At 71.6% G+C, this 23,410-nt stretch carries 28 protein-coding genes and 1 tRNA gene; 24 read left to right on the top strand and 5 right to left on the bottom strand.

Annotated elements, in window-relative coordinates; all coding sequences use genetic code 11:
- Positions 1-167 precede the first annotated feature (167 nt).
- The 10 genes from FHU36_RS30490 (at position 168) to FHU36_RS30445 (ending at position 6,317) form a co-directional block, all read left to right on the top strand.
- Positions 168-602, top strand: a complete 435-nt coding sequence (locus FHU36_RS30490; RefSeq protein ID WP_185087201.1) for an SRPBCC domain-containing protein — start codon at positions 168-170, stop codon at positions 600-602.
- Positions 589-933, top strand: coding sequence for an ArsR/SmtB family transcription factor (locus tag FHU36_RS30485; protein ID WP_185087200.1), 345 nt, complete (start codon positions 589-591; stop codon positions 931-933). Before FHU36_RS30490 ends, FHU36_RS30485 begins: the two co-directional genes overlap by 14 nt.
- A gap of 21 nt (positions 934-954) precedes the next feature.
- Entirely contained in the window at positions 955-1,338 is a 384-nt protein-coding gene (locus FHU36_RS30480; protein WP_185087199.1) for a VOC family protein, read from the top strand.
- Positions 1,339-1,549: 211 nt separating this feature from the next.
- Positions 1,550-2,794 (top strand): MFS transporter, encoded by a 1,245-nt coding sequence (locus tag FHU36_RS30475; protein ID WP_185087198.1) that lies wholly within the window; start codon positions 1,550-1,552, stop codon positions 2,792-2,794.
- Entirely contained in the window at positions 2,791-3,615 is an 825-nt protein-coding gene (locus FHU36_RS30470) for an alanyl-tRNA editing protein (RefSeq protein ID WP_185087197.1), read from the top strand. Before FHU36_RS30475 ends, FHU36_RS30470 begins: the two co-directional genes overlap by 4 nt.
- A gap of 104 nt (positions 3,616-3,719) precedes the next feature.
- On the top strand, positions 3,720-4,001 hold the full coding sequence (locus FHU36_RS30465; RefSeq protein ID WP_185087196.1) for a sigma factor: 282 nt from the start codon (positions 3,720-3,722) through the stop codon (positions 3,999-4,001).
- Between the two features lie 155 nt (positions 4,002-4,156).
- Positions 4,157-5,392, top strand: a complete 1,236-nt coding sequence (locus tag FHU36_RS30460) for an RNA-guided endonuclease InsQ/TnpB family protein (RefSeq protein ID WP_185087195.1) — start codon at positions 4,157-4,159, stop codon at positions 5,390-5,392.
- The gene (locus FHU36_RS30455) at positions 5,379-5,678 is read left to right on the top strand and encodes an RNA polymerase sigma factor (protein WP_185087194.1); all 300 of its coding nucleotides are present in this window, start codon (positions 5,379-5,381) and stop codon (positions 5,676-5,678) included. The genes FHU36_RS30460 and FHU36_RS30455 overlap by 14 nt, the downstream gene beginning before the upstream one ends.
- Positions 5,679-5,991: 313 nt before the next feature.
- Complete coding sequence (locus FHU36_RS30450; RefSeq protein ID WP_185087193.1) at positions 5,992-6,162, top strand: hypothetical protein; 171 nt, start codon at positions 5,992-5,994, stop codon at positions 6,160-6,162.
- Positions 6,163-6,244: 82 nt separating this feature from the next.
- Positions 6,245-6,317: transfer RNA gene (locus tag FHU36_RS30445), tRNA-Ala, on the top strand.
- A 109-nt stretch (positions 6,318-6,426) separates the two neighbouring features.
- On the opposite strand, the gene FHU36_RS30440 is transcribed toward FHU36_RS30445, so the two are convergent.
- The gene (locus FHU36_RS30440; RefSeq protein ID WP_185087192.1) at positions 6,427-7,353 is read right to left on the bottom strand and encodes a helix-turn-helix transcriptional regulator; all 927 of its coding nucleotides are present in this window, start codon (positions 7,351-7,353) and stop codon (positions 6,427-6,429) included.
- Positions 7,354-7,571: 218 nt separating this feature from the next.
- Here FHU36_RS30440 and FHU36_RS30435 point away from each other — a divergent pair, with 218 nt between their 5' ends.
- Positions 7,572-7,712, top strand: a complete 141-nt coding sequence (locus tag FHU36_RS30435; RefSeq protein WP_185087191.1) for a hypothetical protein — start codon at positions 7,572-7,574, stop codon at positions 7,710-7,712.
- A gap of 258 nt (positions 7,713-7,970) precedes the next feature.
- Entirely contained in the window at positions 7,971-9,860 is a 1,890-nt protein-coding gene (locus FHU36_RS30430; RefSeq protein ID WP_185087190.1) for an ABC transporter ATP-binding protein, read from the top strand.
- Here the strand turns inward: FHU36_RS30430 and FHU36_RS30425 are convergent.
- Positions 9,752-10,276 (bottom strand): S26 family signal peptidase, encoded by a 525-nt coding sequence (locus FHU36_RS30425; RefSeq protein WP_185087189.1) that lies wholly within the window; start codon positions 10,274-10,276, stop codon positions 9,752-9,754. The two genes, FHU36_RS30430 and FHU36_RS30425, sit on opposite strands and share 109 nt — an antisense overlap.
- A gap of 177 nt (positions 10,277-10,453) precedes the next feature.
- On the opposite strand from FHU36_RS30425, the gene FHU36_RS30420 reads away from it, so the two are divergent.
- The gene (locus tag FHU36_RS30420) at positions 10,454-11,350 is read left to right on the top strand and encodes a phosphatidylinositol-specific phospholipase C/glycerophosphodiester phosphodiesterase family protein (RefSeq protein ID WP_185087188.1); all 897 of its coding nucleotides are present in this window, start codon (positions 10,454-10,456) and stop codon (positions 11,348-11,350) included.
- Between the two features lie 97 nt (positions 11,351-11,447).
- Here the strand turns inward: FHU36_RS30420 and FHU36_RS30415 are convergent, their stop codons facing one another.
- Complete coding sequence (locus FHU36_RS30415) at positions 11,448-12,188, bottom strand: NAD(P)-dependent oxidoreductase (protein ID WP_185087187.1); 741 nt, start codon at positions 12,186-12,188, stop codon at positions 11,448-11,450.
- A 104-nt stretch (positions 12,189-12,292) separates the two neighbouring features.
- Between FHU36_RS30415 and FHU36_RS30410 the strand changes: the two genes are divergently transcribed.
- From FHU36_RS30410 to FHU36_RS30360, 11 genes are all read left to right on the top strand, one after another.
- On the top strand, positions 12,293-12,655 hold the full coding sequence (locus FHU36_RS30410) for a winged helix-turn-helix transcriptional regulator (RefSeq protein ID WP_376774162.1): 363 nt from the start codon (positions 12,293-12,295) through the stop codon (positions 12,653-12,655).
- Between the two features lie 289 nt (positions 12,656-12,944).
- Positions 12,945-13,505 (top strand): hypothetical protein, encoded by a 561-nt coding sequence (locus FHU36_RS30405; RefSeq protein WP_185087186.1) that lies wholly within the window; start codon positions 12,945-12,947, stop codon positions 13,503-13,505.
- Positions 13,506-13,511: 6 nt separating this feature from the next.
- On the top strand, positions 13,512-14,822 hold the full coding sequence (locus FHU36_RS30400; protein WP_246502610.1) for an SRPBCC family protein: 1,311 nt from the start codon (positions 13,512-13,514) through the stop codon (positions 14,820-14,822).
- A gap of 27 nt (positions 14,823-14,849) precedes the next feature.
- Positions 14,850-15,266, top strand: coding sequence for a gas vesicle protein GvpJ (gvpJ, locus tag FHU36_RS30395; protein ID WP_185087185.1), 417 nt, complete (start codon positions 14,850-14,852; stop codon positions 15,264-15,266).
- A gap of 1 nt (position 15,267) precedes the next feature.
- Complete coding sequence (locus FHU36_RS30390; protein ID WP_185087184.1) at positions 15,268-16,098, top strand: GvpL/GvpF family gas vesicle protein; 831 nt, start codon at positions 15,268-15,270, stop codon at positions 16,096-16,098.
- A complete protein-coding gene (locus tag FHU36_RS30385; RefSeq protein ID WP_185087183.1) occupies positions 16,098-16,370 on the top strand; it encodes a gas vesicle protein GvpG in 273 nt (90 codons plus the stop codon). The genes FHU36_RS30390 and FHU36_RS30385 overlap by 1 nt, the downstream gene beginning before the upstream one ends.
- Before the next feature lie 4 nt (positions 16,371-16,374).
- On the top strand, positions 16,375-16,836 hold the full coding sequence (gene gvpO / locus FHU36_RS43800; protein WP_185087182.1) for a gas vesicle protein GvpO: 462 nt from the start codon (positions 16,375-16,377) through the stop codon (positions 16,834-16,836).
- 8 nt (positions 16,837-16,844) lie between these two features.
- Positions 16,845-17,330: a gas vesicle protein gene (locus tag FHU36_RS30375; protein WP_221496628.1), complete on the top strand. Its 486-nt coding sequence runs from the start codon at positions 16,845-16,847 to the stop codon at positions 17,328-17,330.
- Entirely contained in the window at positions 17,320-18,123 is an 804-nt protein-coding gene (locus tag FHU36_RS30370) for a GvpL/GvpF family gas vesicle protein (protein WP_185087180.1), read from the top strand. Before FHU36_RS30375 ends, FHU36_RS30370 begins: the two co-directional genes overlap by 11 nt.
- Complete coding sequence (locus FHU36_RS30365) at positions 18,120-18,347, top strand: gas vesicle protein (RefSeq protein ID WP_185087179.1); 228 nt, start codon at positions 18,120-18,122, stop codon at positions 18,345-18,347. The genes FHU36_RS30370 and FHU36_RS30365 overlap by 4 nt, the downstream gene beginning before the upstream one ends.
- Positions 18,328-18,648, top strand: coding sequence for a gas vesicle protein K (locus FHU36_RS30360; protein WP_185087178.1), 321 nt, complete (start codon positions 18,328-18,330; stop codon positions 18,646-18,648). Before FHU36_RS30365 ends, FHU36_RS30360 begins: the two co-directional genes overlap by 20 nt.
- Before the next feature lie 6 nt (positions 18,649-18,654).
- Here FHU36_RS30360 and FHU36_RS30355 read toward each other — a convergent pair whose 3' ends face one another.
- Both FHU36_RS30355 and FHU36_RS46585 read right to left on the bottom strand, forming a co-directional pair.
- Positions 18,655-19,260, bottom strand: a complete 606-nt coding sequence (locus FHU36_RS30355; protein ID WP_185087177.1) for a DUF1707 SHOCT-like domain-containing protein — start codon at positions 19,258-19,260, stop codon at positions 18,655-18,657.
- Positions 19,261-19,391: 131 nt separating this feature from the next.
- On the bottom strand, positions 19,392-23,405 hold the full coding sequence (locus FHU36_RS46585) for an Ig-like domain-containing protein (RefSeq protein ID WP_185087176.1): 4,014 nt from the start codon (positions 23,403-23,405) through the stop codon (positions 19,392-19,394).
- Positions 23,406-23,410: the final 5 nt, after the last annotated feature.

Genomic DNA, 23,410 nt, shown 5'->3' with positions numbered 1-23,410 from the left:
CCAGGCCGCCGGTCCGGTCGTGCAGGTGGCCGTCCAAGCCGGTGAGGGATCCCGCATGTGCGGGTGCGTAGGAGGTCGCCCTCCGTGCCGGGGCTGCTTGCGGGCAACGATCGCAACCTGTAGGTTGCCTCTTAATGGCAACCTACAGGTTGCGAAGGAGGGTGGGCATGGTTTCGGACACGATCGAACGTGTGGCGGTGCTACGACACCCCATCGAGCGGGTGTGGGCCGCGCTGACCACCGCAGAGGGGCTCTCGCGGTGGTTCGGCTCGGCAGCGGAGATAGATCTGCGGCCCGGCGGGCGAGCGTTCTTCCGTTGGGACGACCTCGACGAGGAATCCGTCGCCACGATCGCGGTGGTCGACCCACCACGCCGTTTCGCGTTCAGGTGGGGAATCGAGGGCCTGCCGGAGGATGACGCACCGCAGACGCTTGTCGACTTCACCCTGGAGCCGGTGCCGGGCGGCACCCGGCTGCGCCTCGTGGAGAGCGGGTTCGCCCAGGCCGCCGATGACGTGGCCCGCTCCGCCCGCAAGGCCAACAGTCAGGGATGGGACACAGAGCTCGTCGACCTGGAGACCTACCTCGATGCGGCCGCCTGATTCACAAGGGCAGGCCGTCGCGGTGTTCGCGGCGCTCACCGATCCGACGCGGCGGGCGCTGCTGGAGGAGCTCGCCCGCGCCGGGCCCGCAACCGTCACTGATCTGGCGCGACGGTTGCCGATCAGCCGCCAGGCGGTCGCCAAGCACCTGGGCCAGCTCGCCGAAGCGGGCCTGATCAGCTCCGGCGAACCGGCCGGCCGCCGCCATCCCTACCGGTTGGAACCGGCCGCCATTCGCACGGCCCAGGTGTGGCTGGCCAGGCTCGCCAACAGGTGGGATGACCGGCTGGCTGCGCTGGAACGTGCACTTGACGCCACCGACACGGACTGAAACTGAAGGAGTCACGCAACAGTGAGCAAGCCTGAATTCACGGCCGGCCTGAACCTCGCCATGAAGATCCCCAAGGCACAGTACGAGGCCACCGTGGCCTTCTACCGCGACACCCTGGGCTTCGACGTCAAAGAGGACGATGTCTCCTACGCCCCGACCGTCTCGCGAACTCATTCGGTGCGGTTCGGTCCCACTACGCTGTGGCTCGACTGTGTCGACAACTACAGCCGGCCCGACCTGTGGCTACAACTGCACACCGATGACCTCGACGCGGCGACGAGCAAACTGGCCGACATCGGTATCCACCCGTGTGACGAGGTGGAGCCCCTGGAGAACCTCGATTCCAGAACCCACTGGATCAAGAACCCGGCCGGTATCGTCCATCTGCTCGCCGAGTCCGGCTGATCCTGATGTCCTGGTGAGGCATCCCGGTGAGGTGAGCAGCCACCCGCCCCAGGATGTGGGCCGGGCGTACGGCACACGGGCGAGGGTGGGTCCTGGCCGGACGGGTGACCTTGAAACGCGAGCTTCGCCATATGCCAGGAATAAAACGCCATTTCGGGCCTGTTAGCATGCGAGTCATCCCATGACCCCATGACCGAAGGATCGACTCCGCATGACTGTGCTCGCCCCCGAGTCCAGAGACCGGACCAGGCCCCTGGCCTGGCTGCTCGTGCTGGGGATCGTCCTCGCAGCGCTGAACCTGCGCACCGCCGTGACCAGCGTGGGGCCTCTGCTGGACCAGCTCGCCGGCGCGCTCGGCATGACCAGCGTCGGCACCGGGCTGCTCACCACCCTGCCCGTGCTGGCGTTCGCCACCGTCGGCGCGGTCACGCCCACCCTGGCCCTCCGGATCGGCGAGCACCGCCTGCTGCTCCTCGCGCTCGTCACGCTCGGCGTCGGACTGCTCGTGCGGTCGGTCGTCGGCTCGGCGACGGTCTTCCTGCTCAGCAGCGCGCTCGCCCTGTCGGGCGGCGCCGTCGGCAACGTGCTCATCCCGACGCTGATCAAGCGGCACTTCCCGGCCCGGACCGGGGTCATGACCACCGTCTACACTACCGCCCTCGCCGCGGGCACGATGCTGGCGGCCGCCGCCACGGTGCCCATCGAGCGGGCCTCGGGCGACTGGCACATCGCGCTCGGCGTGTGGGCCGCGCTGGCCGCCGTGGCCGCGCTCCCGTGGCTGGCGCTCCTGGGCAGCGAGCCCGAGCGCCGCGGCCGGCAGGGCACCGGCCTTCGCCGGCTCGCCCGCAGCCGGCTCGCCTGGATGGTCGCCGTCTACTTCGGCACCCAGTCCACGATCGCGTACGTCATGTTCGGCTGGCTGCCCACGATCCTCACCGACGCCGGCTACAGCACCGGGCAGGCGGGGGTCGTGCTCGGCGTCTTCACCGCCCTGAGCATCCCCATCTCGATCCTGGTGCCCACGGTCGCCGCGCGCTTCCGCGACCAGCGGCCGGTCGTGGCCGGCCTGGTGGCGTTCTACGCGGTGGGGTTCCTCGGGCTGTGGTTCGCGCCGCCCTCGACCGCGATGGTCTGGGTGATGCTCATCGGCGTCGGCATGGGCTCGTTCCCGCTGGCGCTCATGATGCTGGCGCTGCGCACCCGCACCGCCGAGGCCACGGCCGCGCTGTCCGCCTTCGGGCAGAGCGCCGGCTACCTCATGGCCGGCGCCGGGCCGCTCGCCGTCGGCGTGCTGCACGACCTGAGCGGCGGTTGGGCGCTGCCGTACGTGCTGCTCTTCGCGGTCCTCTCCGCGCAGCTCTACACCGGCCTGTACGCGGGCCGCGAGCGATTCATCGAGGACGAGCGCGGGGCGGAGCGTCGCGCCCGCGCCGGAGCTGGCAAGATGGCCGCGTGAATTCGACAGTTGTCACCTTCCCGAACGGTCATGTCACCGGCCGCTCGGAGATCGTCGGGGCCGTGCCGGTGGGGGCCCGGCACGGCCTCGTCGTCAGCGAGACCCCGTTCCACCCGCTCGACCACACCTGGCCCGACCAGCCCGCCGACCTGGGCACGCTCGGCGGGCTGCCGGTCGTCGACTGCGTGACGGGCGCCTGGTCCGAGCAGGAGGGCCTCCACCTCGGGGCGGACATCCCCGTACGGCGCGGCGCCGACGACTGGCAGTGGCTGGTCGTGCACGTGACCGACACCCCGCTGCCGGTGGGGGAGACCGTCGACCTGGTGGTGGACGCCGAGCACCGGGCCGCCCTGTCGGCCGGGCACACCGCCTGTCACCTGGCCGCCCTCGCCCTGAACGCCGCCCTCGCCGGTCACTGGCGCAAGGAAGCGGCGCGTGACGGACTCGGGCATCCCGACTTCGACCAGACGGCGATCACCTCGTCCCGCATCACGCCGTTCGGCAGCGTGGACGTCTACCGGCTGGGCAAGTCGCTGCGCAAGAAGGGCTTCCCCGCCGACGACCTGGACCTCGACCGGATCGCCGCGGACGTGAACGAGCGGCTCGCGACCTGGGTCGCCGCCGGCGCGCCCGTCCGGATCGACGTGCCCGGACCCTGGCTCACCGCCCGCCGCACCTGGCACTGCGCGCTGCCCGAGGGGGAGGTCTCGATCCCGTGCGGCGGCACGCACGTCGCGCGGACGTCGGAGCTGGGCGCGGTCACCGTCTCGCTGTCCCGGGAGGACGCGACCCTCACCATGCGCACCACCGTGACCCGCTGACCGGCCGCGCGGGGGTGCAGGACGCCGGTACGCGGTCGCCGTGAAGAAAGCGGGAGCGCGCGGGCAATAACGGTGTCCGCTGCCCGACGAAAGGCATCTCCCGCATGAGACTCAGCAGCGATCACCCACCGGATCGCGCCCTGCTGGACCCCGTCCTCACCCCCCGGCTCGGCGCGGGTGGCGCCGGCTCGCCCGACGACACCGACGCCGAGGTGATCCGGCGCTCCCTGCACGACCCCGAGGGGTTCGCCGAGATCTTCCGCAGGCACTTCACGGCGATCCACCGCTACGCCGCCGCCCGGCTGGGCGCCGCCGCGGACGACGTCGCCGCGGAGACGTTCCTCGCGGCGTTCCGCCAGCGGGAGCGCTACCGGAATCGTCGGTAGTGCTCCGGCCTTCAGGCCGGGGGTGAAGCCGACCGTCCCGCGTAGCGGGACAGGGATAGCCGATTCGCCGCCAGGCGGACCGGCGTCCACCTGGCTCACAGGGGCCGGTTCTGATATCGCCGTACTCGGCCATAAACCAACTGTAGGGTGATCGGGTGCAGTTGCGGTACTCCTACCGGATCGACCCGACCCCCGGCCAGCGGATCGACCTGGCCAAGGCATTCGGGTGCGCCCGCGTGGTGTTCAACGACGCGCTCGCGCTGCGCAATCACGCTCATGAGCAAGGACTGCCGTTCCTCACCGACGCCGACCTGTCCCGCGCTGTGATCACCGAGGCGAAGAAGACCCCGCGGCGGGCCTGGCTGGGCGAGGTGTCCGCCGTGGTACTCCAGCAGGCCCTGGCGGACTGCACCACCGCGTTCCGCAACTTCTTCGCCTCTGTCTCCGGCAGGCGCAAGGGGCCGAAACTCGCGCCGCCCCGCTTCCGGTCCCGCAAGGACAACCGGCAGGCGATCCAGTTCACCAAGAACGCCCGCTTCTCGATCACCGCGCAGGGCAGGCTGCGCTTGCCGAAGATCGGGGATGTGGCGGTGCGCTGGTCACGGGAACTGCCCGCCGAGCCGTCGTCGGTCACGGTCTTCAAGGACGCGGCCGGGCGATACTTCGCCTCGTTCGTGCTCCAGGTGACCCAGACGGCGTTGCCCGAGACGGGTGCCGAGACGGGCACTGAGACCGGCACTGAGACCGGCGCTGAGACGGGGATCGACCTGGGGCTGGGGCACTTCGCCGTCCTGGCCGACGGCACCAAGGTGTCCTCGCCGAGATTCCTGCGCCGTGCGGAGAAGAAGCTTAGGAAACTCCAGCGGGCGCTGTCGCGCAAGCAGAAAGGATCGAGCAACCGGGCCAGGGCCCGCCTGCGGGTTGCCCGCCAGCACGCCAGGGTCGCCGACGCGCGCCGCGAGTTCCACCATCAGGCCTCCACGCGGATTATCCGCGACAACCAAGCGGTGTATGTGGAGGACCTGGCGGTCAAGGGACTGGCCCGCACCCGGTTGGCCAAGAGCGTCCACGATGCCGGGTGGTCGGCGTTCGTGGGCATGCTGGAGTACAAGGCGAAGCTGTATGGCAGGTACTTCGCCAAGGTCGGCCGGTTCTTCCCCTCCTCCAAGCTGTGTTCGGCGTGCGGTGTCGTCGCCGAGGCGATGCCGCTGTCGGTGCGGGAGTGGACCTGCCCGTGCGGGGTCACCCACGACCGGGATGTGAACGCCGCGATCAACATTCTCGCCGCCGGACGGGCGGAGAGGCAAAACGCCTGTGGAGATCAGGTAAGACCCGGATCCGTCCGGGCACAGGTCAGCGAAACAGGAAGCCGGGGAAGTGCCGCCGCGTGAACGGGACGGCACAGGCCAGAATCTCCGGGTTTCAGCCCGGAGAGCGCGTCAAGACACCACACGACAGGACGCTCGGGCGTGGCTGTTCGGCATCGCCACCAACCTGATCCGGCGCCATCACCGCGACGAGGCGCGCCTGTACCGGACGTGGGAACGGGCGCGTGACGCCTCGCTCGTCGACGGCGGCGCGCTGACCGAGGACTCCGGCGACCAGCAGCGCAGGCTCTCGGCCGCCCTCGGCGCTCTGCGGCCCGGGGATCGGGACGTGCTGTTGCTCGTCGCGTAAGGCGGGCTCAGCTACGTCGAGGTGGCCGACGCGCTCGGCAGGCTGCTCGCCGAGGCCCGCGAACCGTCCCCGCCCCCGCCGGTGACCCGCCTCGGGCGGTTCGGCCGGACGGTCCGGCGGGCGGGGGCGGGCGGGGGCGGGCGCGGTGCGGCCGCGCATGACCAGGGGCGTGGCGGGAGGGGGACCCGGAGATAGCCGTGTTCCTCTGCGAGGACGACTCCTTGTGGCCCAACTGCGGAGGCCGCGGCCTCCCCGAGGGCGACGGCGAAGGCCCGCCGGAGCCCGTCGGCGGGGGAAAGGCGGCCACGCTGACATGCCGGAGTCGTTCGAGGTGAAGCTGAAGCGGGACGCCGACGCGAGAACCGTCCTGGAGGCGGCCGGGCGGCTGCCGGGGATGTCCACCGCGATCAACCGTGAGTGCGTGGCGCGGAGCTTTCTGGAGCGGCTCCTGACGGATCGGGACGAGTGCCGTTCGACGCCGTGAGCGGGGCGAGGCGGGTCGCCGCCGTGGGATCGCGGTGTGGCACGCGGGTGCCGGGATTCCGATACACTTGGCGACGGCTCGCGGGGCTATGGCGCAGTTGGTAGCGCGCCTCCATGGCATGGAGGAGGTCTGGGGTTCGAATCCCCATAGCTCCACCGCAGTTCGGTTCCGCCCGACAACCCCTCCCTCGTGGAGGGGTTTCGTGTTTTCCGGCGGTCCGCACCCGGTGGCCCGCTCCGCGCGGGCCACCGCATGCTCCGCGGGCTAGATCCAGCCCTGCCGCTGGGCGAACAACGCCGCCTGGAAGCGGTTGGCGGCGCCGAGCCGGTCGAGCAGTTCGGCCACGTGCCGGCGATACGTCCGCAGGCTCACGCCCATCTCCCTGGCCGCCACCTCGTCCTTGCCGGCGCTGGACAGCAGGTGCAGGACCTGCCGTTCCCGTGGCGTGAGGGCCGGCGCCTGGTCGGGTTCGAGGTCGGTCGCGTGCGCCCACACCCGCTCGAACAGGTCCACCATCGTGGCCACGGCCCCGGCCTGCCGGAACATCAGGGCACCCGAGCCTGACGCGTTCGGCACGGTGGGGACGAACGCCATGGCCCGGTCGAAGATCACCATCTGCTGCGCGGGCTCCTCGATGACCCGGTGGTGATCGCCCGCGCGGTGCAGCGCGAGGACGTACTCGATGACGTCCTGGCGGCGCAGACTGCCCCGCGGGACGATGGTGCGCCACCGGACGCCCTCGGTCAGCCGCTTCAGGTACGTGGGCAGCATCTCGGGGACGGCGCGCCGCCGGACGGACTGGATGGTCATCACCTCGTACGCGTCGGCCGCCATGGACCACAGCCGCTCGTTCACCTGCTCGACGCCGTCGATCCGCTCCACCCCGATGGCGGAGCCGGTGCTCTGGTCCTCGGCGGTCAGCATGTGCAGCGTCTCCCAGGCGGCCGAGATGCGGCGCTGCTCCGCACTGGTCTCCAGCAGGCGCCGCCTGATCAGGCGGCTGATCGCGAGGCCCGGCTCGATGGCGACCGCCTTGCCGTCGGCGTCCAGCCGCACCAGCTCGAGCTGCGTGAGCCGGGCCATGGACGCCCGCGTCGCTCCGGGGTCGCCGGGGGGCGCTCCGTCACCGCGTAGGAGGGCTCGATAGACCGTCTCGTCGAGTGCGGTCAGTCCGAGACTGCTCAGGCTCATGGGCGCTCCCGAAGTCAAGCATGAGGGGGGCGAAGCGGGCAGGCGCGCCGGCCTGACATCAACCTGCACGAGAGTGCAGGTTGATGTCAGGCAACCGTGCTTACCCGCGTTGTGCGTCTGGGGCTATTGTCCTGCCGTCGGCGAGGTTGATCACCACGGTGCCGCGCCGGCCCCCCTGGCGACCGCAGCCGCCAGGCCGTACTACGAGGAGGACCACCATGATCCGCTCCCTCAACAAGATCGCGGACCGCATGCTCACCAGGCTGCTCCCAGCCTCGACCGCCCAGGCCGACGTCTGCTTCTGGACGCCCACCGGCGTCAGGTGCTGCGTCATCGCCGGCAAGACCTACTGCAGGTGACCGACCGCCGACGCCGACACCTGCTGGTGGACGAAGTACGGCACCCGGTGCCGCATCGTGGCAGGCATCACCACCTGCCGCTGATCGGCTGAGCGTGTCCGGTGGCCGGCCCGCGCCGGCCACCGGACCGCACGACCGGCCGCCCCCACCATCCCCTCCCCGCCCACCGTTAGGGACGCAGGTGACCAGTCTCATGCCCGCCGGCGGGCAGAGCGCCATGATCGCGCAGACCGTACCTTCTGTGGAATATTGACCGGCATGGCGGGTTCCACGTTACGGCGCATCCGCATCGTCGCCGCGCTGGCCTGGCAGGCGAACCCCGCGGCCACCGCCGGTGCCGCGTTCCTCGGCGTCTGCACCGGCCTCGCGCCCGTGGTCACGGCCTGGCTGACCAAGCTCGTGCTCGACGCCCTCGCCCGCGGCGAAGGCGCCGCCGGCCTGGTGCCCCTGGCCGCCGGCCTGGCCGTCGCCGGCCTGGCGATCATCGTGCTGCCCCACGTGGCGGAGTACGCCCAGTCACAGCTGCGCAGGGACCTGCGCCTGCTCATCTACGACCGGCTGTTCCGGGCCGTCAACACCCACCCGGGTCTCAGCCGGTTCGAGAACCCCTCCTTCCACGACACCCTCCGGCTGGCCTACGAGTCCAGCAACAACGCGCCCGACCGGCTCATCGTGGGCGCCCTGATGATCGGCCAGGCGGTCATCACCCTGTCGGGCTTCGCCGTCACACTGCTGGCCGTCAACCCGCTCATGGTCGCTGTCATCGTGGTGGCCGCGCTGCCCTCGGTCCGCATCCAGCTCGTGCTCAGCCGCCAACGGGCCGAGGTGATGTGGGACATCACCCCCGCCATGCGCAGGCAGATCTTCTACGGCGACCTCCTGACCAGGCCCGAGGCGGCCAAGGAGGTGCGGCTGTTCGGCCTGGGCGACCACCTGCGGGGGCGGATGCTCGACGAGGTGCGCGGAATCAACCGCGCCGAGCGCGACCTCGATCGCAGGACCCTGCGCAGCCAGGGGGTGATGGCGCTGCTCGGCAGCGTCGTCGCGGGCGGCGGACTGCTGTGGGCCATCCTGAGCGCCGCCTCGGGCGGCATCACCGTCGGCGACGTGACGGTGTTCGTCGCCGCCGTCGCCGGGGTGCAGGGAGCGCTGACCACGATCGTCGGCCAGTGGGCGGACGCCCACAACGCCCTGCTGATGTTCGGCCACTACACGGAGGTCGTGGAGGCCGAGCCCGACCTGCCCGTCCCCGCCGATCCGGCACCGCTGCCCGCCCTGCGCGCGGGCATCGAGCTGCGCGACGTGTGGTTCCGCTACAGCGAGGAACACCCCTGGATCCTGCGCGGCGTCGACCTGTTCATCCCGTCGGGCCGCACCGTCGCGCTCGTGGGGGTCAACGGCGCGGGCAAGAGCACCCTGGTCAAGCTGCTGTGCCGGCTGTACGACCCGGAACGCGGGCACATCAGGTGGGACGGGGTGGACCTGCGCGAGGCGCATCCGTCGCAGCTCCGCGAACGGATCGGCGCGGTGTTCCAGGACTACATGGACTACGACCTGAGCGCGGCCGACAACATCCGGCTCGGCGACCTCAGCGCGGGTGACGACCGCGAACGCGTCCAGGACTCGGCCCGCCAGGCCGGCATCCACGACGCGCTCACGGCCCTGCCGCGCGGGTACGACACGATGCTCAGCCGCATCTTCGGCGACCGCGACGACCAGGCCGGGGTCGCCCTGTCGGGCGGGCAGTGGCAGCGCCTCGCCCTGGCCCGCGCGTTCATGCGCCGCCGCCAGGACCTGCTCATCCTGGACGAGCCCAGCTCCGGCCTCGACGCCCAGGCGGAGCACGAGGTGCACGCCAGCCTGCGCCGCTACCGGGGCGACCGGACGAGCGTGCTCATCTCGCACCGGCTCGGCACCGTGCGCGACGCCGACCTCATCGTGGTGCTGAGCGACGGGCGCATCATCGAACGGGGCACGCACGAGGAGCTGATGGCCACGGGCGGAGAGTACGCCCGGCTGTTCACCCTGCAGGCGAGCGGCTACGAGAGCGGTGACGACGGTCCCGGCTCGCCGGGCGACGCGGCGGCGGACGTGCCGGACGAGAGCCCGCGCACCACCACGCCGAGGATGCGGTCGGCCGGCACGTAGCCCCACATCCGCGAGTCGGCGCTGTCCGTGCCGTCACCCAGCACGACCAGCGAGCCCTCGGGCACCGTCGCACCGGCGTCCGCCGCCACCGCGCGCAGCACGTCGGCCGGCACCGGGTCGCCCGGCAGCGCGGCGACCCGCTTGATGGCCCACGTCGTGCTGCGCGGCGCGGGCAACGGCCCGGCGGGCCAGCCACCGGGCCGGGCCGACTCGAACACCACCACCTGGCCCCGGCTCAGCTCCCGGGAGGCGACGCGCCGCACGAGCACCCGGTCGCCCGGCGCGTACGTGGGCCACATGCTCACACCGCTCACCTCGACCGCCACGAACCTGCGCCTCAGCACCACGACCAGCAGCGCGAGCGCCACGACGAGCAGCGCGACGAACCCGCCGGCGAGGACGACCGCGTTCGACATGGCCTCACTCTAGTGCTGTGGCGATCTTCGACACCGCCCCTACAGGCACACATCATGCCGTCTTCGCCTATTTGGCGAAATGTCACTCCGGTAACACCTGACACGCATAGCGTGGCACGTGATCACTGCTCGCTCCCCGCATCCGTGACCCGCTCCCCGCATCCCCAAGGAGACGTGATGTTCCGTCGAGCCCTCGGCGCGCTGGTCGCCGCAGGCGCCCTGCTGCTGCCGGCCGCCCCCGCCGCGGCGACGACCGGCGCCGAGCCGCTGGCCCGTGCCCACGCCCACAACGACTACGAGCACGAGCGACCCCTCCTCGACGCGCTCGACCACGGCTTCACCAGCGTCGAGGCCGACATCTACCTCGTGGACGGCGAGCTGCGCGTCGGGCACGACCCGGAGGATCTGCGGCCGGGCCGCACCCTCCAGTCGCTCTACCTCGACCCGCTGGCCGGCCGCGTCCGTGAGGGGCACGGGCGGGTCTTCCCCGGCAGCCGCCAGCGGCTCCAGCTCCTCGTCGACATCAAGAACAACGGCGCCGCCACCTACACCGAGCTGGACCGCGTGCTGCGCTCGTACCGCAAGATGCTCACGGCCTACCACCGCGGCAGGGTCAAGCCCGGCGCCGTGACCGTGGTCGTCAGCGGGGACCGGCCGCGCGACCTCATGGCCGCCCAGCGCGATCGGTACGCCTTCTACGACGGCCGGCTGGCCGACCTGGGACTCGGCGGGGCGTCGCTCATCCCGCTGATCAGCGACAACTGGACCAAGCACTTCACCTGGCGGGGCGACGGCGAGATGCCGCAGGCCGAGCGGGACCGGCTGCGTGAGATCGTCCGGACCGCGCACCGTGACGGGCAGCGGGTGCGCTTCTGGGCGACCCCCGACACCGCCGGGCCCGCGCGCGAGGCGCTCTGGCGTGAGCTCGTGGCGGCGGACGTGGACCACATCAACACCGACGACCTGGCCGGGCTCCAGCGGTTCCTGCGCGCCCACGACGCCGACCGCCTCCAGGCGGACGCCCCCGACCAGGGCCAGGAGGGTGAGCAGGACCAGGAGCGCGCCGCCGCGTAGCGGCCGTCGGCACCCGTCGCGCTCCGGGTGCCGCCTGCTCTGATGACGTATGGCCGGGGGTAGTCACCCTTGCCTCCCTGGGGCCTCCCTGGGCCGGTCAGGGGCCGGCGACGGCGGCCAGGGTGCGGTGGTGTGCGGGCGTCTCGACCTCGTCGATCAACGCCACCGCGAGGTCCGCGTACGGGAACGGGGTGTCGCCGGAGGACGGGAGCACCTGGCCGCCGCCGATCCGGTAGCGGCCGGTGCGCGGGGCGTCGTCGAGGAAGACGGGCGGCGGCGCCAGCACCAGCCAGTCCACGCCGGTGTCGGCGTCGCGCAGCACCTCCAGCTCGGCGGCGTGGCCGAGGGAGAACGCCCGCGCATCGGGCGGGAAGCCCGGCGTGTCGTGGACCATGACGCCGGGCGCCGCCTCCAGGGTGGTGCCGATGCCGGCCAGCACGAGGCGGCCGACGCCCGCGCGGGCGAGGCCGTCGAGCAGGGCGTGCGCCGCGGCCACGTAGAAGTCCACCGAGGGCACGTCGAGACGGGCCGCGACGCTGATCACCGCGTCGTGTCCCGCCGCCGCGGCCGCCACGCTCCCGGCGTCGGTGACGTCACCGGCGACCAGCCTCACCCCGCCGACCCCGGGCATGGCCCGGCCACCGCCACGCTCCCCGTCCACCCTCAGGCTTCCGCCCTCGGCCGGGTCCCCCTCCGTTGCGGGGTGGAGGCGGAGGAGCTCGCGGTGCTTGGCCGGGTCGCGGACGACGGCGGTGACGTGGTGGCCGCGGGCGACGGCCTCCGCCACCACGTGGCGGCCCGCACGCCCGCCCGCGCCGAAGATGACGATCTTGCTCATGAGGGATGCTCCGTTCGCCGGACCGGCCCGGTCGCCGGCCGATGTGGCGGACGCTAGCGGGCGCCCCCTTGGTTTCCGCAACGATACCTGCGTACGCTCGCCCCGTGACGCAGCCCCTCGACCCCGACATGTTCCGCGCGTGCGCGCAGGTCACACCGCTGATCCAGGTCGGCGACAAGTGGACCGCGAAGATCATCAGATGTCTGGAGGCGGGCCCCAGGCGCTTCTCCGAGCTGCGGGTGCCGTTGCGCGGGATCACGCCGAAGGTGCTCACCGAAACCCTGCGGGCGATGGAACGCGACGGGCTCGTGACGCGCACCGTCTACGCGGAGGTGCCGGCCCGGGTCGAGTACGAGCTGAGCCCGCTCGGCCGGACGCTGCTGAAGCCGCTGGCCGCCGCCTGCGAGTGGGCCGTCGCGCACATGGCCGAGGTGACGCACGCCCGTCAGGTGTACGAGCCCCTGTAGGGCCTTTCCGGATGGCGGGACGGCCCCGTGAGCCCCGTCATGCGTGCAGGACGAACGCCGGGTGGCGCACCCCGATGTGTCATGCCCGCCCGGCGGCGTTTTGACCTGCGGATTCGCGCCTCCGCGCTGGTAAACGGGACCGATCCCAAGATCTCTGTAAATCGGCAGCTTACAAAATGTCAAGTCTGTCCGCTTTATTGCCATTTGGGTTTCTCTATCCCCTTCATGGGCATGTGCCACCCGGCTGGTGACGGCCAGCCGGTGCTCGACACAGTTGGGAGCGCATGTCATGAATGACCGGGCCAGAGTGGCGATGGCCCTCGCCGCGGGCTACTACCTCGGGCGGCGCCACAAATTGCGCTTGGCGACGATGTTGGCGGCAGCCGGTGTCGCTCGCAACCTGCGAAAGGGCGACAGCGGCGGCCTGCTGAAGCACGGGATCAAGCTGCTGGGCCAGTCTCCTCAGATGGAGGAGATGACGAACCGGCTGCGCGGGGAGCTCATGGAGGTCGGCAAGGCCGCGGCCGTGGCCGCGACCAGCAGGCAGCTCGAAACCCTGACCTCAAGGCTCCACGAGCGCGCCGAATCGCTGCGCCAGCCGGGCGAGCCCGAGGGCGGGCGGGCGCGTGACGAGGAAGACGAGTACGACGAGGAAAGCGCGTACGACGAGTTCGACGAGGAAGAGCCCGAAGAGGAGCCCGAAGAGGAGAAGCCCAAGCCCCGCGCGAGAAGCACGAAGAGCACCAAGAGCACCAAGAGCACCGCCGGCACGAAGAGCGCCGCGAGCGCGGACAAGCCGGTCACCAGAACCCGTCGTCCCACTGCCGGCACGAGCCGGGCGGGGAGGTGAATCCGCATGGCTGACGTGACGAAGGCGACCCGGCCGGCGCGCCAGGCGGCGGGCCGGGGACGGCAGGCCGCGGACCAGGCCGTGGGCAAAGGGCGGCAGGCCGCCGAGGAAGGCCCGCAGAAGATGCTGCCGGACGGGCTGACGAGTGAGCTGGGGTCGGCGCTGCAGAACGTGGCCATGGCCCTGGCCGAACGAGCCCTGTCCTCCGTGACGGGCAAGGTGGAGGGCGTCACCGGGAGGCTCACCGACTTCGCCCAGGGCGACGGCGGTGGTGGCGGCCTGCTGGGCGCGATCACCGGCTCCGACAAGTCGCCCGGATCGGTCCTCGCCGGGGCGGCGACGGGCGCGTTCAAGGGCGCGGTCGGCAGCCTGTTCAAGGGCAAGGGCAAGGGCAGCAAGAAGCTCAAGCTGACCAACATCATCGAGACCATCGACGTGGGAGCGCCGCGGCGGGTGGTCTACAACCAGTGGACCCAGTTCCAGGAATTCCCGTCGTTCATGAAGAAGGTCGAGAAGGTCAACCAGGAGTCCGACGAGAAGCTCTCCTGGAAGGCGCAGATCTTCCTGTCGCACCGGGAGTGGAAGTCGACCATCCGCGAACAGGTGCCGGACGAGCGGATCATCTGGCGATCCGAGGGCGCCAAGGGATACGTGGACGGGGCCGTGACCTTCCACGAGCTGACGCCCGACCTCACCCGCGTGGTCGTCGTCCTCGAGTACCACCCGCAGGGCCTCTTCGAGCGCACCGGCAACCTCTGGCGCGCGCAGGGCCGGCGGGCGCGTCTGGAGCTGAAGCACTTCAGGCGGCACGTCATGACGAACGTCATGCTCCACCCCGAGGAGATGGAGGAAGGCGGGTGGCGCGGCGAGATCCACGACGGCGAGGTGGTCAAGGATCACGAGACGGCCATGAACGAGGAGCGCGAGCGGGAGGAAGGCGAAGAGGAGGAGCCGACGGACGAGCTCGAGGAAGGCGAGGAGGAGCCCGAGGAGGGCGAGCGCGCCAAGGCCGAAGAGGAAGAAGAGGAAGAGGAAGAGGAGCCCGAGGAGGGCGAGCGCGCCGCCGAAGAGGAGGAGGAAGAGGAAGAGGAAGAGGAGCCCGAGGAGGAAGAGGAAGAGGAGGAGGAGCCTGCCGAGACCGCCGAGGCCGAGGAGGAGGAGCCCGAGGAGGAAGAACCTCCGCGCCGCGCCCGCGCCGCTCCGGCCGCCCGTGGCAGGAGCCGTGGCCAGGGCGCCGAACGTCCGGTACGGCGCCGCCGCACGGGGGCCGAGGAGGAAGCGCCGGCACGTCGCAAGGCGGGTTCCCGCGGCAAGTGAGGCCCGCGCCGATCAAGGAGTGAACACATGACTGTGCAGCCCGCGTCATCCGGCGCAGTGGCCCAGCAATCCTCCGCGTCGGGTCTGGCCGATGTGATCGACACGATCCTGGACAAGGGCCTGGTGATCGACGCCTACGTCCGGGTGTCACTCGTCGGCATCGAGCTGCTGACCATCGACGCGCGCATCGTGGTGGCCAGCGTCGACACCTACCTGCGCTTCGCCGAGGCGGTGAACCGGCTGGACCTCGCCGAGACGGGCGACCAGCAGGGGCTGCCCGAGCTGATGCAGAACGTGACGAAGAGCGGCGCGGCCGGCAAGACCAAGGGGGCCGCCCAGGGCGTCCTGGAGGCGGCCGGCGACAAGCTGCAGGACATCGTCGGCGAACTGGCTCCGGACGCCGAACGGGGGTCCGCCCGGGGGCGACGCAAAGGGGAGGGCTGACATGGCCAGACGTACTGCCACCAAGACCGGCGCGGCCTCCGCGGCCGGTGAGCGGGAGGACGAGCGGGCCCGCCCGCAACGGGTCGGCACCTACCTGTACGGGATCGTGCCGGCGGACGTCGAGGTGGCCGAGGACGCGCGGGGCGTGGGAGACCCGCCCGCCCCGGTGACGCTGCTGCGGCACGGGGAGGTCGGCGCCCTGGTGAGCGACCTGACCGGCAAGGGGCCGCTCGGGACGCCGAACGACCTGCTCGCGCACGAGCGGCTGCTCGACGCCACCGCCGCCGAGGTGCCGGTGCTGCCCATCAGGTTCGGGGCGGTGGTGACGGGCCCCGACGAGATCGTGGCGGAGCTGCTCACCCCGTTCCACGACGAGTTCCTCTCGGCGCTGAAGCAGTTGGAGGGGCGGGCCGAGTACGTGGTCAAGGGCCGCTACGACGAACGGACGGTGCTCGCCGAGGTGCTGGAGGAGAACCCCGAGGTGGCGCGGCTGCGCGACCAGATCAGGGAACAGCCCGAGGAGGTGACCCGCGACGCGCGCATCCAGATCGGGGAGATCGTCAGTGCGGCGATCACGGCCAAGCGGGAGGCCGACACACAGGCGGCGCACGACGCCCTGGCTCCGCTGTCCGTGATGGTCGCCGTGCGCGAGCCGACCCACGAGCAGGACGCCGTCCACCTGGCGCTCCTCGTCGAGACGGAACGCCAGGGCGAGCTGGAGGAGGCCGTGAAGGAGCTCGCCGGACAGTGGGCGGGACGGGTGACCACGCGCCTGCTCGGCCCGCTGGCGCCGTACGACTTCGTCGTGACCCCGGCCGCGGGTGAGGGCTGATGGGGCTCCTCGGGCTGCTGTTCGGCTGGCCGCTGGCGCCGGTCCGCGGCGTGATCCGGCTGGGCGAGCTCATCCAGGAGCAGGTCGAGCGTGAGATGAGCGACCCGGTCGCCGTCCGGCGGGAGCTGGAGGAGCTCGACCGGGTCGCCGCCGCCGGCCTCATCTCGGAGGAGGAGCACGCCGAGCGGATGCAGGAGGTGCTGCAACGCATGATCGGCCCGCCCGCAGAGGTCGACGCGGCCGCGACGGAGCCCGAGGACGGGGAGAGGTGATCTCGTGCCTGCCAGGCGAAGGACACGCGACACGCGAGAGGCCGACGACGTGGAGCCCGTCGAGCAGTACGACGAGGAGCCCGTCGGCCAGTTCGAGGACGGCGACGAGGAAGACGCGGACGAGAACGACGACCAGGACGCCGACCTGGACGACTACGAGGACGAGGAAGACGAGGACGAGGACGAGGCGCACGCGCCGCTGAACGCCATGACGGCCGGCGCGGCCGGGCTGCGCCACATCACCGAGCTGACCTCCCAGCCGGCTCAGGGCGTCACGCTGGTGAAGCCCGAGGGCGGGGGCTGGCTGGTCGGTGTGGAGGTGGTCGAGGACCGCCGCATCCCCTCGTCCGGCGACATCCTGGCCCTCTACGAGGCCGAGCTGGACGAGGAGGGCAACCTGCGGTCCTACCGGAGGCTGCGGCGCTACCGGCGCGGCAGCGGCGACCTGGGTGAGGCGGCGCGATGATGGAACCGATGCGTCAGGGGCCCGCCGGACGCGTGTCGACCGGCTCGGCCGGGGGCCGCGAGCCGACGAACCTGGGCGACATCCTGGAGCGGGTCCTCGACCGGGGCGTGATCATCGCCGGTGACATCCGGGTGAACCTCCTGGACATCGAGCTGCTGACGATCAAGTTGCGGCTCATCATCGCCTCGGTCGACACGGCCAAGGAGATGGGCATCGACTGGTGGGAGCACGACCCGTGGCTGTCCGGGGGCGACCGGCACCTCAGGGCGGAGAACCGCCGGCTGCGCGAGCGCGTCGCCGAGCTGGAGGAGGGCCGCCCGGCGCACCCCTCCATCGAGGGGACGGTCGAGTACGAGGACGAGGAGCCGCCGCGCAGGCCGCGGACCGAGTACGAGGAGGAGGAGCCGCCGCGCAGACCGCGGACCGGGTCCACGGCGGAGCGGGACCGCCGCCGCGCGGCACGGCCGGAGGAAAGGAGGCGGCATGGCCGCTGACGCGGGCACGTACCTGTACGCGGTCGCGCGCGACGCCGGGACCACCCTTCCGGCGGACCTGACGGGCATGGCCGGGTCGGCGGTGCGGGCGATCACCGGGTCGGGCCTGGCCGCCTACGTGAGCACGGTACCGCTCGACGAGTTCGGCGAGGAGCCGCTGCGGCGGTCCATGGAGGACCTCGACTGGCTGGACCGCACCGCCCGCGCCCACCACCACGTGGTGGAGGCGGTGGCACGGCTGGCCCCGACCGTCCCGGTCCGGCTGGTGACCGTCTACTCCGGCGACGATCAGGTGCGCGCGCTGCTGGACGAGCGGCACGACGACTTCGAGCAGGCCCTCGCCCGTGTCGCCGGCCGGCGGGAGTGGGGGGTGAAGGTGTACGCGGGAGCCGGGGAGGGGTCCTCCGGCGACGCGCCGGACGAGGGGGCGCGGGCGGCCTCGCCCGGGACGGCGTACCTGAAACGGCGGCAGGCGAGTCTGCGCAGCCGCGAGGAGGCGTTGCGGCGGGCCGGCGCCCGCGCAGAGCACGTCCACGACGTGCTGCGGTCCATCGCGGCCGCCAGCCGGCGGCACCGGGCGCAGGACCCGCAGCTTTCCGGGCGCGCGGAGGGGATGGTGCTGAACGGCGCCTACCTGGTGGACGACGACCGCGGCGAGGAGTTCGCGCGCGCCCTGGAGGAGCTGCGCGCCCAGGGTGGCGAGATCGAGCTCACGGGCCCGTGGGCGCCCTACTCGTTCGCGGTCCTGGACGACCCGGCAGGAGACGTCCGCGGGGACGGGGGCGCGGCGTGACGTTCGAGGAGACGCGCGGCGCCGCCCTGGCCGCCGAGGGGCGCCTGCCGTCGGAGCGGGTGGCCCTGGTCGACCTGCTGGACCGGCTGCTGGCCGGCGGCGTGGTCATCAGCGGCGACCTCGTCCTGTCCATCGCCGACATCGACCTGGTCCGCATCTCCATCCGGGCGTTGATCACCTCGATCCGGGAGTCCGAACCCTACGATGTCCTCGACCAGCCCTGACCGGCCCGGCCGGGAGGCGCGCTCGCCCCGGCTGCGCATCGAGACCGATCCCGAGGCGGTGGAGCGCGACCTGTCCCGGCTCGTGCTCACGCTCGTCGAGCTGGTGCGCCAGCTCGTCGAGCGCCAGTCGATCCGCCGGATGGAGCAGGGCGACCTGTCGGACGAGCAGGTCGAGACGCTGGGGTTGACGCTGATGAAGCTGGAGGAGGCCATGAACGAGCTGTGCGAGCGGTTCGACCTGACCCCGGCCGACCTCAACCTGGATCTGGGGCCGCTCGGCACGCTCCTGCCGGAGGACTAGGCGGGACTATCCGGCGCTGTCGTCCTTGCGGCCCTCGCGGCGCTTGCGCATGGTGCCGACCCCGCCCCAGAACGCGAGGCCGGTGACCACCACCCGGGGACCGCCCGGCCGGCCCGGCCCGTTGGCCCGGTGGTCGAAGCCGCCCATGATCCCGACGCCGGAGACCTCCACGTCGGCGTCCTCGGGGACGATGACGCCGACGCCGCCCATGATCGCGAACGCCCTGATCCGGATCTCGTTCCCGTCGAGGATCGCCTCGCGCAGGTCGATCGTGCCGCCGCCCCACACCGTCACGGACGTGAACGTCCGGGCCGCCCGCCAGCGGCCGGCCCGGGTGAAACCGCCCATGAACGCCAGCCCCAGCTTGCCGGCCCGGCTGCGCGCCCCGCCGCTCGCGGGCTCCGTCCGCGGCGTCGTGTCGGGCAGGTCGTGGGTGATCCGCTCCAGCTCGCCGTAGGTCCTGGCGGAGTAGACGAGGTCGAGCCGCTCGTGGAACTCCGTCATCGGCAGCCGGCCCTCCTCCGTGGCCGCGCGCAGGATGTCTAGCGTGCGGTCGCGATCACGGTCGGAGGGGCGCATCTGCCGGGGATCGCGATCGGGGAGGTCGGACATGGTTGCGAGCGTAGCGGTCATTCCACCAGATTTCATGTCCGCACGGCCTCGTGTGGATCACGCTTCACCGCCGGTGCGAGCGGGCCGGCCCCCGCCCGCGGGAGGGGCGGGCGGGGGCGGGACGAATGGTCCTACTCGACGGTGACCGTCGCCCTGGCGGCGACCGTGGTGCCCGCCACCTCCCCGGTCACCGTGAACGTGCCCGGCGCGGCGTACTGCTCAGGCGAGATCGCCGCCCAGGTGACGGCGGCCGAGCTGTCCTTGGAGCCGTCGTTGTAGGTGGCCACGACGGTCGACGGCATCGACGGCGCCGTGCCCGCCTCGGTCCGCACCTGCTCCTCGCCGACAGAAGTGATCGTCACGGCCGGGTTCGCCCGGACGTACACGGTGGCCCGGACCGGCTCGCTCAGTCCCTCTGCCAGGCCGGTGACGGCGAAGCTGGTGCCCCCGGTCCGCACCTGCTCGGGCGTCACCTGCTGCCAGGTCACGGCGGCCGTGCCGCGGCCGCCGTCGGCGTACAGCGTCTCGACCGAGGCGGGCAGCCTGGGCAGCGTGCCGGCGGCCGTCGGCACGTGCACGGGGCGCACCGAGTCCGGCGGCACCGCGTACGTCCTGACCTCCAGCAGCCCGACCGACGCCTGCGCGGCTTCGAGCTGGACGCGCAGCCGGGTGGTGGCCACGGTGTCGAAGGAGACCGCGTTGTAGGCGTCGGCGGCCACCGGGTAGGACCCCGCCCCGGTGACGTCGGCGAACTCCTGGCCGTTCCACGCCTGGATCTTCCACGACGCGGGGACGCGGACGCCGCCGCCGTCGTCGAAGAAGTACACCTCGGCCTTGTTCAGCCGCACCGGCGACGGCCATTGCAGTTGCACCCACTGGGTGCCCTGCTGCGGCCAGGTGCCCCAGCGCGGGTTGGCGCCGTCGTTGGAGCGCGGCGGGTCGATGCCGTCGTTGACCGCCGCGACCTTCTCCCACGGTGAGGTGTAGGAGGCGGTGGCCGTCGCGGAGGGGGCGACGTTGACCTGGGCGCTGAGCGGGGTGACGGTGACGGTCACCGTGCTCGACGCCGACTTCGCGCCGTCCGTGGCGGTGAGCCTCAGCCGGTACGTGCCCGCCTCGGTGAACGACGCGACCGTGCCGGTGCCGGCCGGGTCGGTGAAGAACGCCTCACCGGGACCGTCCACCACGCTCCACTGCGTGGTCAGCGCCCCCGACGGCAGAGCGTCGTCCTTGACGACCGCCTCCAGCCGCGCCTGGCCGGGCCGGCTGAACGTCGCGTCGGGCACGGCCAGCACGTACGGCGCCGCGTTCGACACCGGCGGCGGCGTCGAGCCCGTCGCGTACGCCTGGACCTCCTTCAGCCCGGTCGCGTGGCCGGGGCGGTGGGTGACGAGCACCCGCAGCCTGGCCGTCGTCACCTCGCCGAAGCGCACGGTGTTGAGGTTGGCCCGCGGGTAGACGGGCTGCCTGGCCTGCTCAGGCACGTCCTTCCAGGTGTCGCCGTCGAGCCACTGCACCGAGTAGAACGCCGGCTCGCTGTAGCCGTTCGCCTTGCGGTCGTTGGTGAAGTACAGCCGCACCAGGTCGACCGGCCGGGCCGTGCCCAGGTCCACCTCCAGCCAGTCCTGCGGCCTGCCGGAACCCTTGCTGCCCCAGTACGGCTCGTTGACGGTGAAGCCGTCGGCCGCCGGGGCGGCGTCGCCGTGCGAGGCCGTCGCCTTGACGACCAGGTTGTCCCGGGTGGAGCGCAGGTCCACGCCGGCCTTCTGGAACAGGTCCTCGACCCGCTCGCCCGTGAGCCTCACCTGCTCGGGGGAGCGCATGGCCGGGGCCTTCTCGGCGTGCAGCACGGTCCCGCCCTCGACCTTGCCGGTCGCCGGGTCCCAGACGGCGTGCTCCAGCCCGGACAACGTGACCTTGCGCTTGCCGTCCACGAGGACGGAGTAGCCCTCGGGCACGCCCTCGTAGTGGGTGGTCCCGTCGCCCGGCCGGTCCCAGACGATGGTCAGGTCGCTGCCGCGGTAGTTGATCCCGTTGACGGTGAAGCGGTCCCAGCCGATGTCCACCGGCCACAGCTCGACCTTGCCGTCGGAACGGGGGCGCAGACCCATCGCGTCCTCGATGACGGTCCAGTTGCTGCTGCCGAGGATCGTGTGGTGGATCCACGACCGGTAGTTGATCGTCTTGGTGTTCGGGTTCCAGTCGGCCCAGAACTCGTTGGCGTCGGGATAGCGGGTGTCACCGCCGACGAACTGCGACCAGGCGTTCCAGTAGAGGAGCTGCTTGTACTGCTCGGCCGTGATGTGCGGCGAGGCGTAGTCGCGCAGCGCCTTGGAGAACAGGGCGAAGTTCCGGGTCGAGTTGATCTGGGAGAAGTTGTTGGAGCCCGGCTTGCCCTGGGCGGCGGCCTCCGCCTTGTCCTTCTGGTTGGCGGTGTAGGCCGGGAAGATCGGGTACTCGGCGGGGTCGGACCACAGGCGCAGCGCCTCCCGGTACTTCGGGTCGTCCGCCGGCACCAGACCCGTCGCGTACGGGATGTAGTTGTTGGACTCCTTCCACGGGATCAGGTCGCCCGTCTGCAGGTCGCGATGCTTGAACAGCTTGTTCTCGTCGTCCCAGAGCAGGCTGAGCATGCCGGTCCGCACCTTGTCGGCCACGCCGCGCAGCTCCGCCGCCTTCGCCGGGTCGCCGATCAGCGTGTACGCCTGGGCCGCCGCCATCGCGTTGGCGTAGACGTAGGCGCCTTCGAGCCGCTCGTTGGCCCGGTCGTAGTAGTGGAACGACACCGCGTCGGCGTCGTTGCCGGTCATCGCCTCCCAGTCGTACTCGATGATCCCGTTGTCGTTGGAGTCGTAGGCGGCGAGCTGGCCGTAGACGTCCTTCTCGGCATAGCGGGCCAGGTTGCGCAGGATCCCCGGCTGGCCGCCGTGGAGCTGATAGCTCTCCAGCGCCGCGGCCGAGATGTACTGGGTGTAGCTGTTGGACCAGTTCTCCGGGTCGCCGGGGTTGTCGGTGTACCTGGAGTTGCGCGACACCTCACCCGCCGACACCCACGGCCCGTAGGAGTAGATCGGGTCGCGCAGGTACTTCAGGTCCTGGACGAACATCGGCACGGTCAGCACGATGGCGTTGTTGTAGCCCAGCGCCCCCTCGACCGACGTCGGGAACTGGAAGTCGTTGCCCGGGATGTCGGCGTCGAGGAAGTTGAACCGCATCAACCACCAGCGGTAGTAGACGTGCTTCTTGATGTTCTCGTCGGGCACGTCGATGTAGGGCAGGTTCTCGGCCCACCAGGCGTTGTAGTCCTGGAGCTGCCGCCTGAGCGCCTTCTGGGGCGAGCGGCCCTTGTAGCCGTCGTACTCGGGGCGAGAGCCGGCCAGCTCCTCGGTGACGAAGCCCATCTGTACCTTGGTGTGCTCGGTCCTGCCCGGCTGGACGGTCAGCGTGCCCTTGAGCTCGCCGCCGGCCGCCTTCAGGCCGTCGCCGCTCAGCCTCGGGAAGATCGTGGTGAGCCGGTTCTTCGCGGTGACCACGCCGGTCAGCTCGCGGTCGCCGTCGGCGGTCCTCGCGTACGGCGAGACGACGCTGACCGGCACGTCCCGTGGGGCGTCACCGGTGTTGGTGACCGCCAGCGTGGTGACGGCCACGTTCTCGTGGGTGATGAACTTCTTGACGCTCACGGCCAGGCCGTCGCCGGTGTACCGGCCGGTCCAGTGGCTGGGCATCTGCAGCCGGCCGGCCTTGTCCTCGGTGAGGTCCGCGCCCAGGGAGATCGTGTAGGCGTCGCGGTTGTCGATGCTCTCCCAGTAGGCGACGCTGCCGCCGAACCCGAGCTTCGCCGGGTCGTGCTCCTTCATGAACAGCGCCCGGCCGCGGGTCATCAGCCACGGCCCGGCGGGGTCGTCGCCGGGGCGGGCCAACATGCGGTCGATCCAGTAGGAGTCGCCGCCCTTCTCCTTCTTGTAGATCTCCTCCATCATCTTGCGCGGGTGGTAGCCGACGGGCTCGTCCGGGACCGGGTCGGGGCCGGTGAAGACCGGCATGCCGAGGGTGTCCTGGACGGCCCGCGCCGACGCCGGCGGGGCGCCGGCGACCAGCCCGCCCGCGAGGGCCAGGGCGACCAGGCAGGGCAGAGATTTGCGCACAGGTC

Source organism: Nonomuraea muscovyensis, from assembly GCF_014207745.1.
Lineage (GTDB): Bacteria > Actinomycetota > Actinomycetes > Streptosporangiales > Streptosporangiaceae > Nonomuraea > Nonomuraea muscovyensis.
The sequence above is the reverse complement of the archived record's forward strand: the minus strand, read 5'-3'. Positions and strand labels throughout refer to the sequence as shown.

Bases quoted from the DNA above. Each gene is read 5' to 3' on its own strand.
- FHU36_RS30430 (WP_185087190.1), top strand. From the start codon at position 7,971: ATGGCGGGTTCCACGTTACGGCGCATCCGCATCGTCGCCGCGCTGGCC.
- FHU36_RS30485 (WP_185087200.1), top strand. From the start codon at position 589: ATGCGGCCGCCTGATTCACAAGGGCAGGCCGTCGCGGTGTTCGCGGCG.
- FHU36_RS30400 (WP_246502610.1), top strand. From the start codon at position 13,512: ATGGCTGACGTGACGAAGGCGACCCGGCCGGCGCGCCAGGCGGCGGGC.
- FHU36_RS30465 (WP_185087196.1), top strand. From the start codon at position 3,720: ATGAGACTCAGCAGCGATCACCCACCGGATCGCGCCCTGCTGGACCCC.
- FHU36_RS30450 (WP_185087193.1), top strand. From the start codon at position 5,992: ATGCCGGAGTCGTTCGAGGTGAAGCTGAAGCGGGACGCCGACGCGAGA.
- FHU36_RS30425 (WP_185087189.1), bottom strand. From the start codon at position 10,276: ATGTCGAACGCGGTCGTCCTCGCCGGCGGGTTCGTCGCGCTGCTCGTC.
- FHU36_RS30420 (WP_185087188.1), top strand. From the start codon at position 10,454: ATGTTCCGTCGAGCCCTCGGCGCGCTGGTCGCCGCAGGCGCCCTGCTG.
- FHU36_RS30390 (WP_185087184.1), top strand. From the start codon at position 15,268: ATGGCCAGACGTACTGCCACCAAGACCGGCGCGGCCTCCGCGGCCGGT.
- FHU36_RS30385 (WP_185087183.1), top strand. From the start codon at position 16,098: ATGGGGCTCCTCGGGCTGCTGTTCGGCTGGCCGCTGGCGCCGGTCCGC.
- FHU36_RS30440 (WP_185087192.1), bottom strand. From the start codon at position 7,353: ATGAGCCTGAGCAGTCTCGGACTGACCGCACTCGACGAGACGGTCTAT.
- FHU36_RS30360 (WP_185087178.1), top strand. From the start codon at position 18,328: ATGTCCTCGACCAGCCCTGACCGGCCCGGCCGGGAGGCGCGCTCGCCC.
- FHU36_RS30415 (WP_185087187.1), bottom strand. From the start codon at position 12,188: ATGAGCAAGATCGTCATCTTCGGCGCGGGCGGGCGTGCGGGCCGCCAC.
- FHU36_RS30355 (WP_185087177.1), bottom strand. From the start codon at position 19,260: ATGTCCGACCTCCCCGATCGCGATCCCCGGCAGATGCGCCCCTCCGAC.
- FHU36_RS30475 (WP_185087198.1), top strand. From the start codon at position 1,550: ATGACTGTGCTCGCCCCCGAGTCCAGAGACCGGACCAGGCCCCTGGCC.
- FHU36_RS30490 (WP_185087201.1), top strand. From the start codon at position 168: ATGGTTTCGGACACGATCGAACGTGTGGCGGTGCTACGACACCCCATC.
- FHU36_RS30435 (WP_185087191.1), top strand. From the start codon at position 7,572: ATGATCCGCTCCCTCAACAAGATCGCGGACCGCATGCTCACCAGGCTG.
- gvpJ (WP_185087185.1), top strand. From the start codon at position 14,850: ATGACTGTGCAGCCCGCGTCATCCGGCGCAGTGGCCCAGCAATCCTCC.
- FHU36_RS30370 (WP_185087180.1), top strand. From the start codon at position 17,320: ATGGCCGCTGACGCGGGCACGTACCTGTACGCGGTCGCGCGCGACGCC.
- FHU36_RS30405 (WP_185087186.1), top strand. From the start codon at position 12,945: ATGAATGACCGGGCCAGAGTGGCGATGGCCCTCGCCGCGGGCTACTAC.
- FHU36_RS30375 (WP_221496628.1), top strand. From the start codon at position 16,845: ATGCGTCAGGGGCCCGCCGGACGCGTGTCGACCGGCTCGGCCGGGGGC.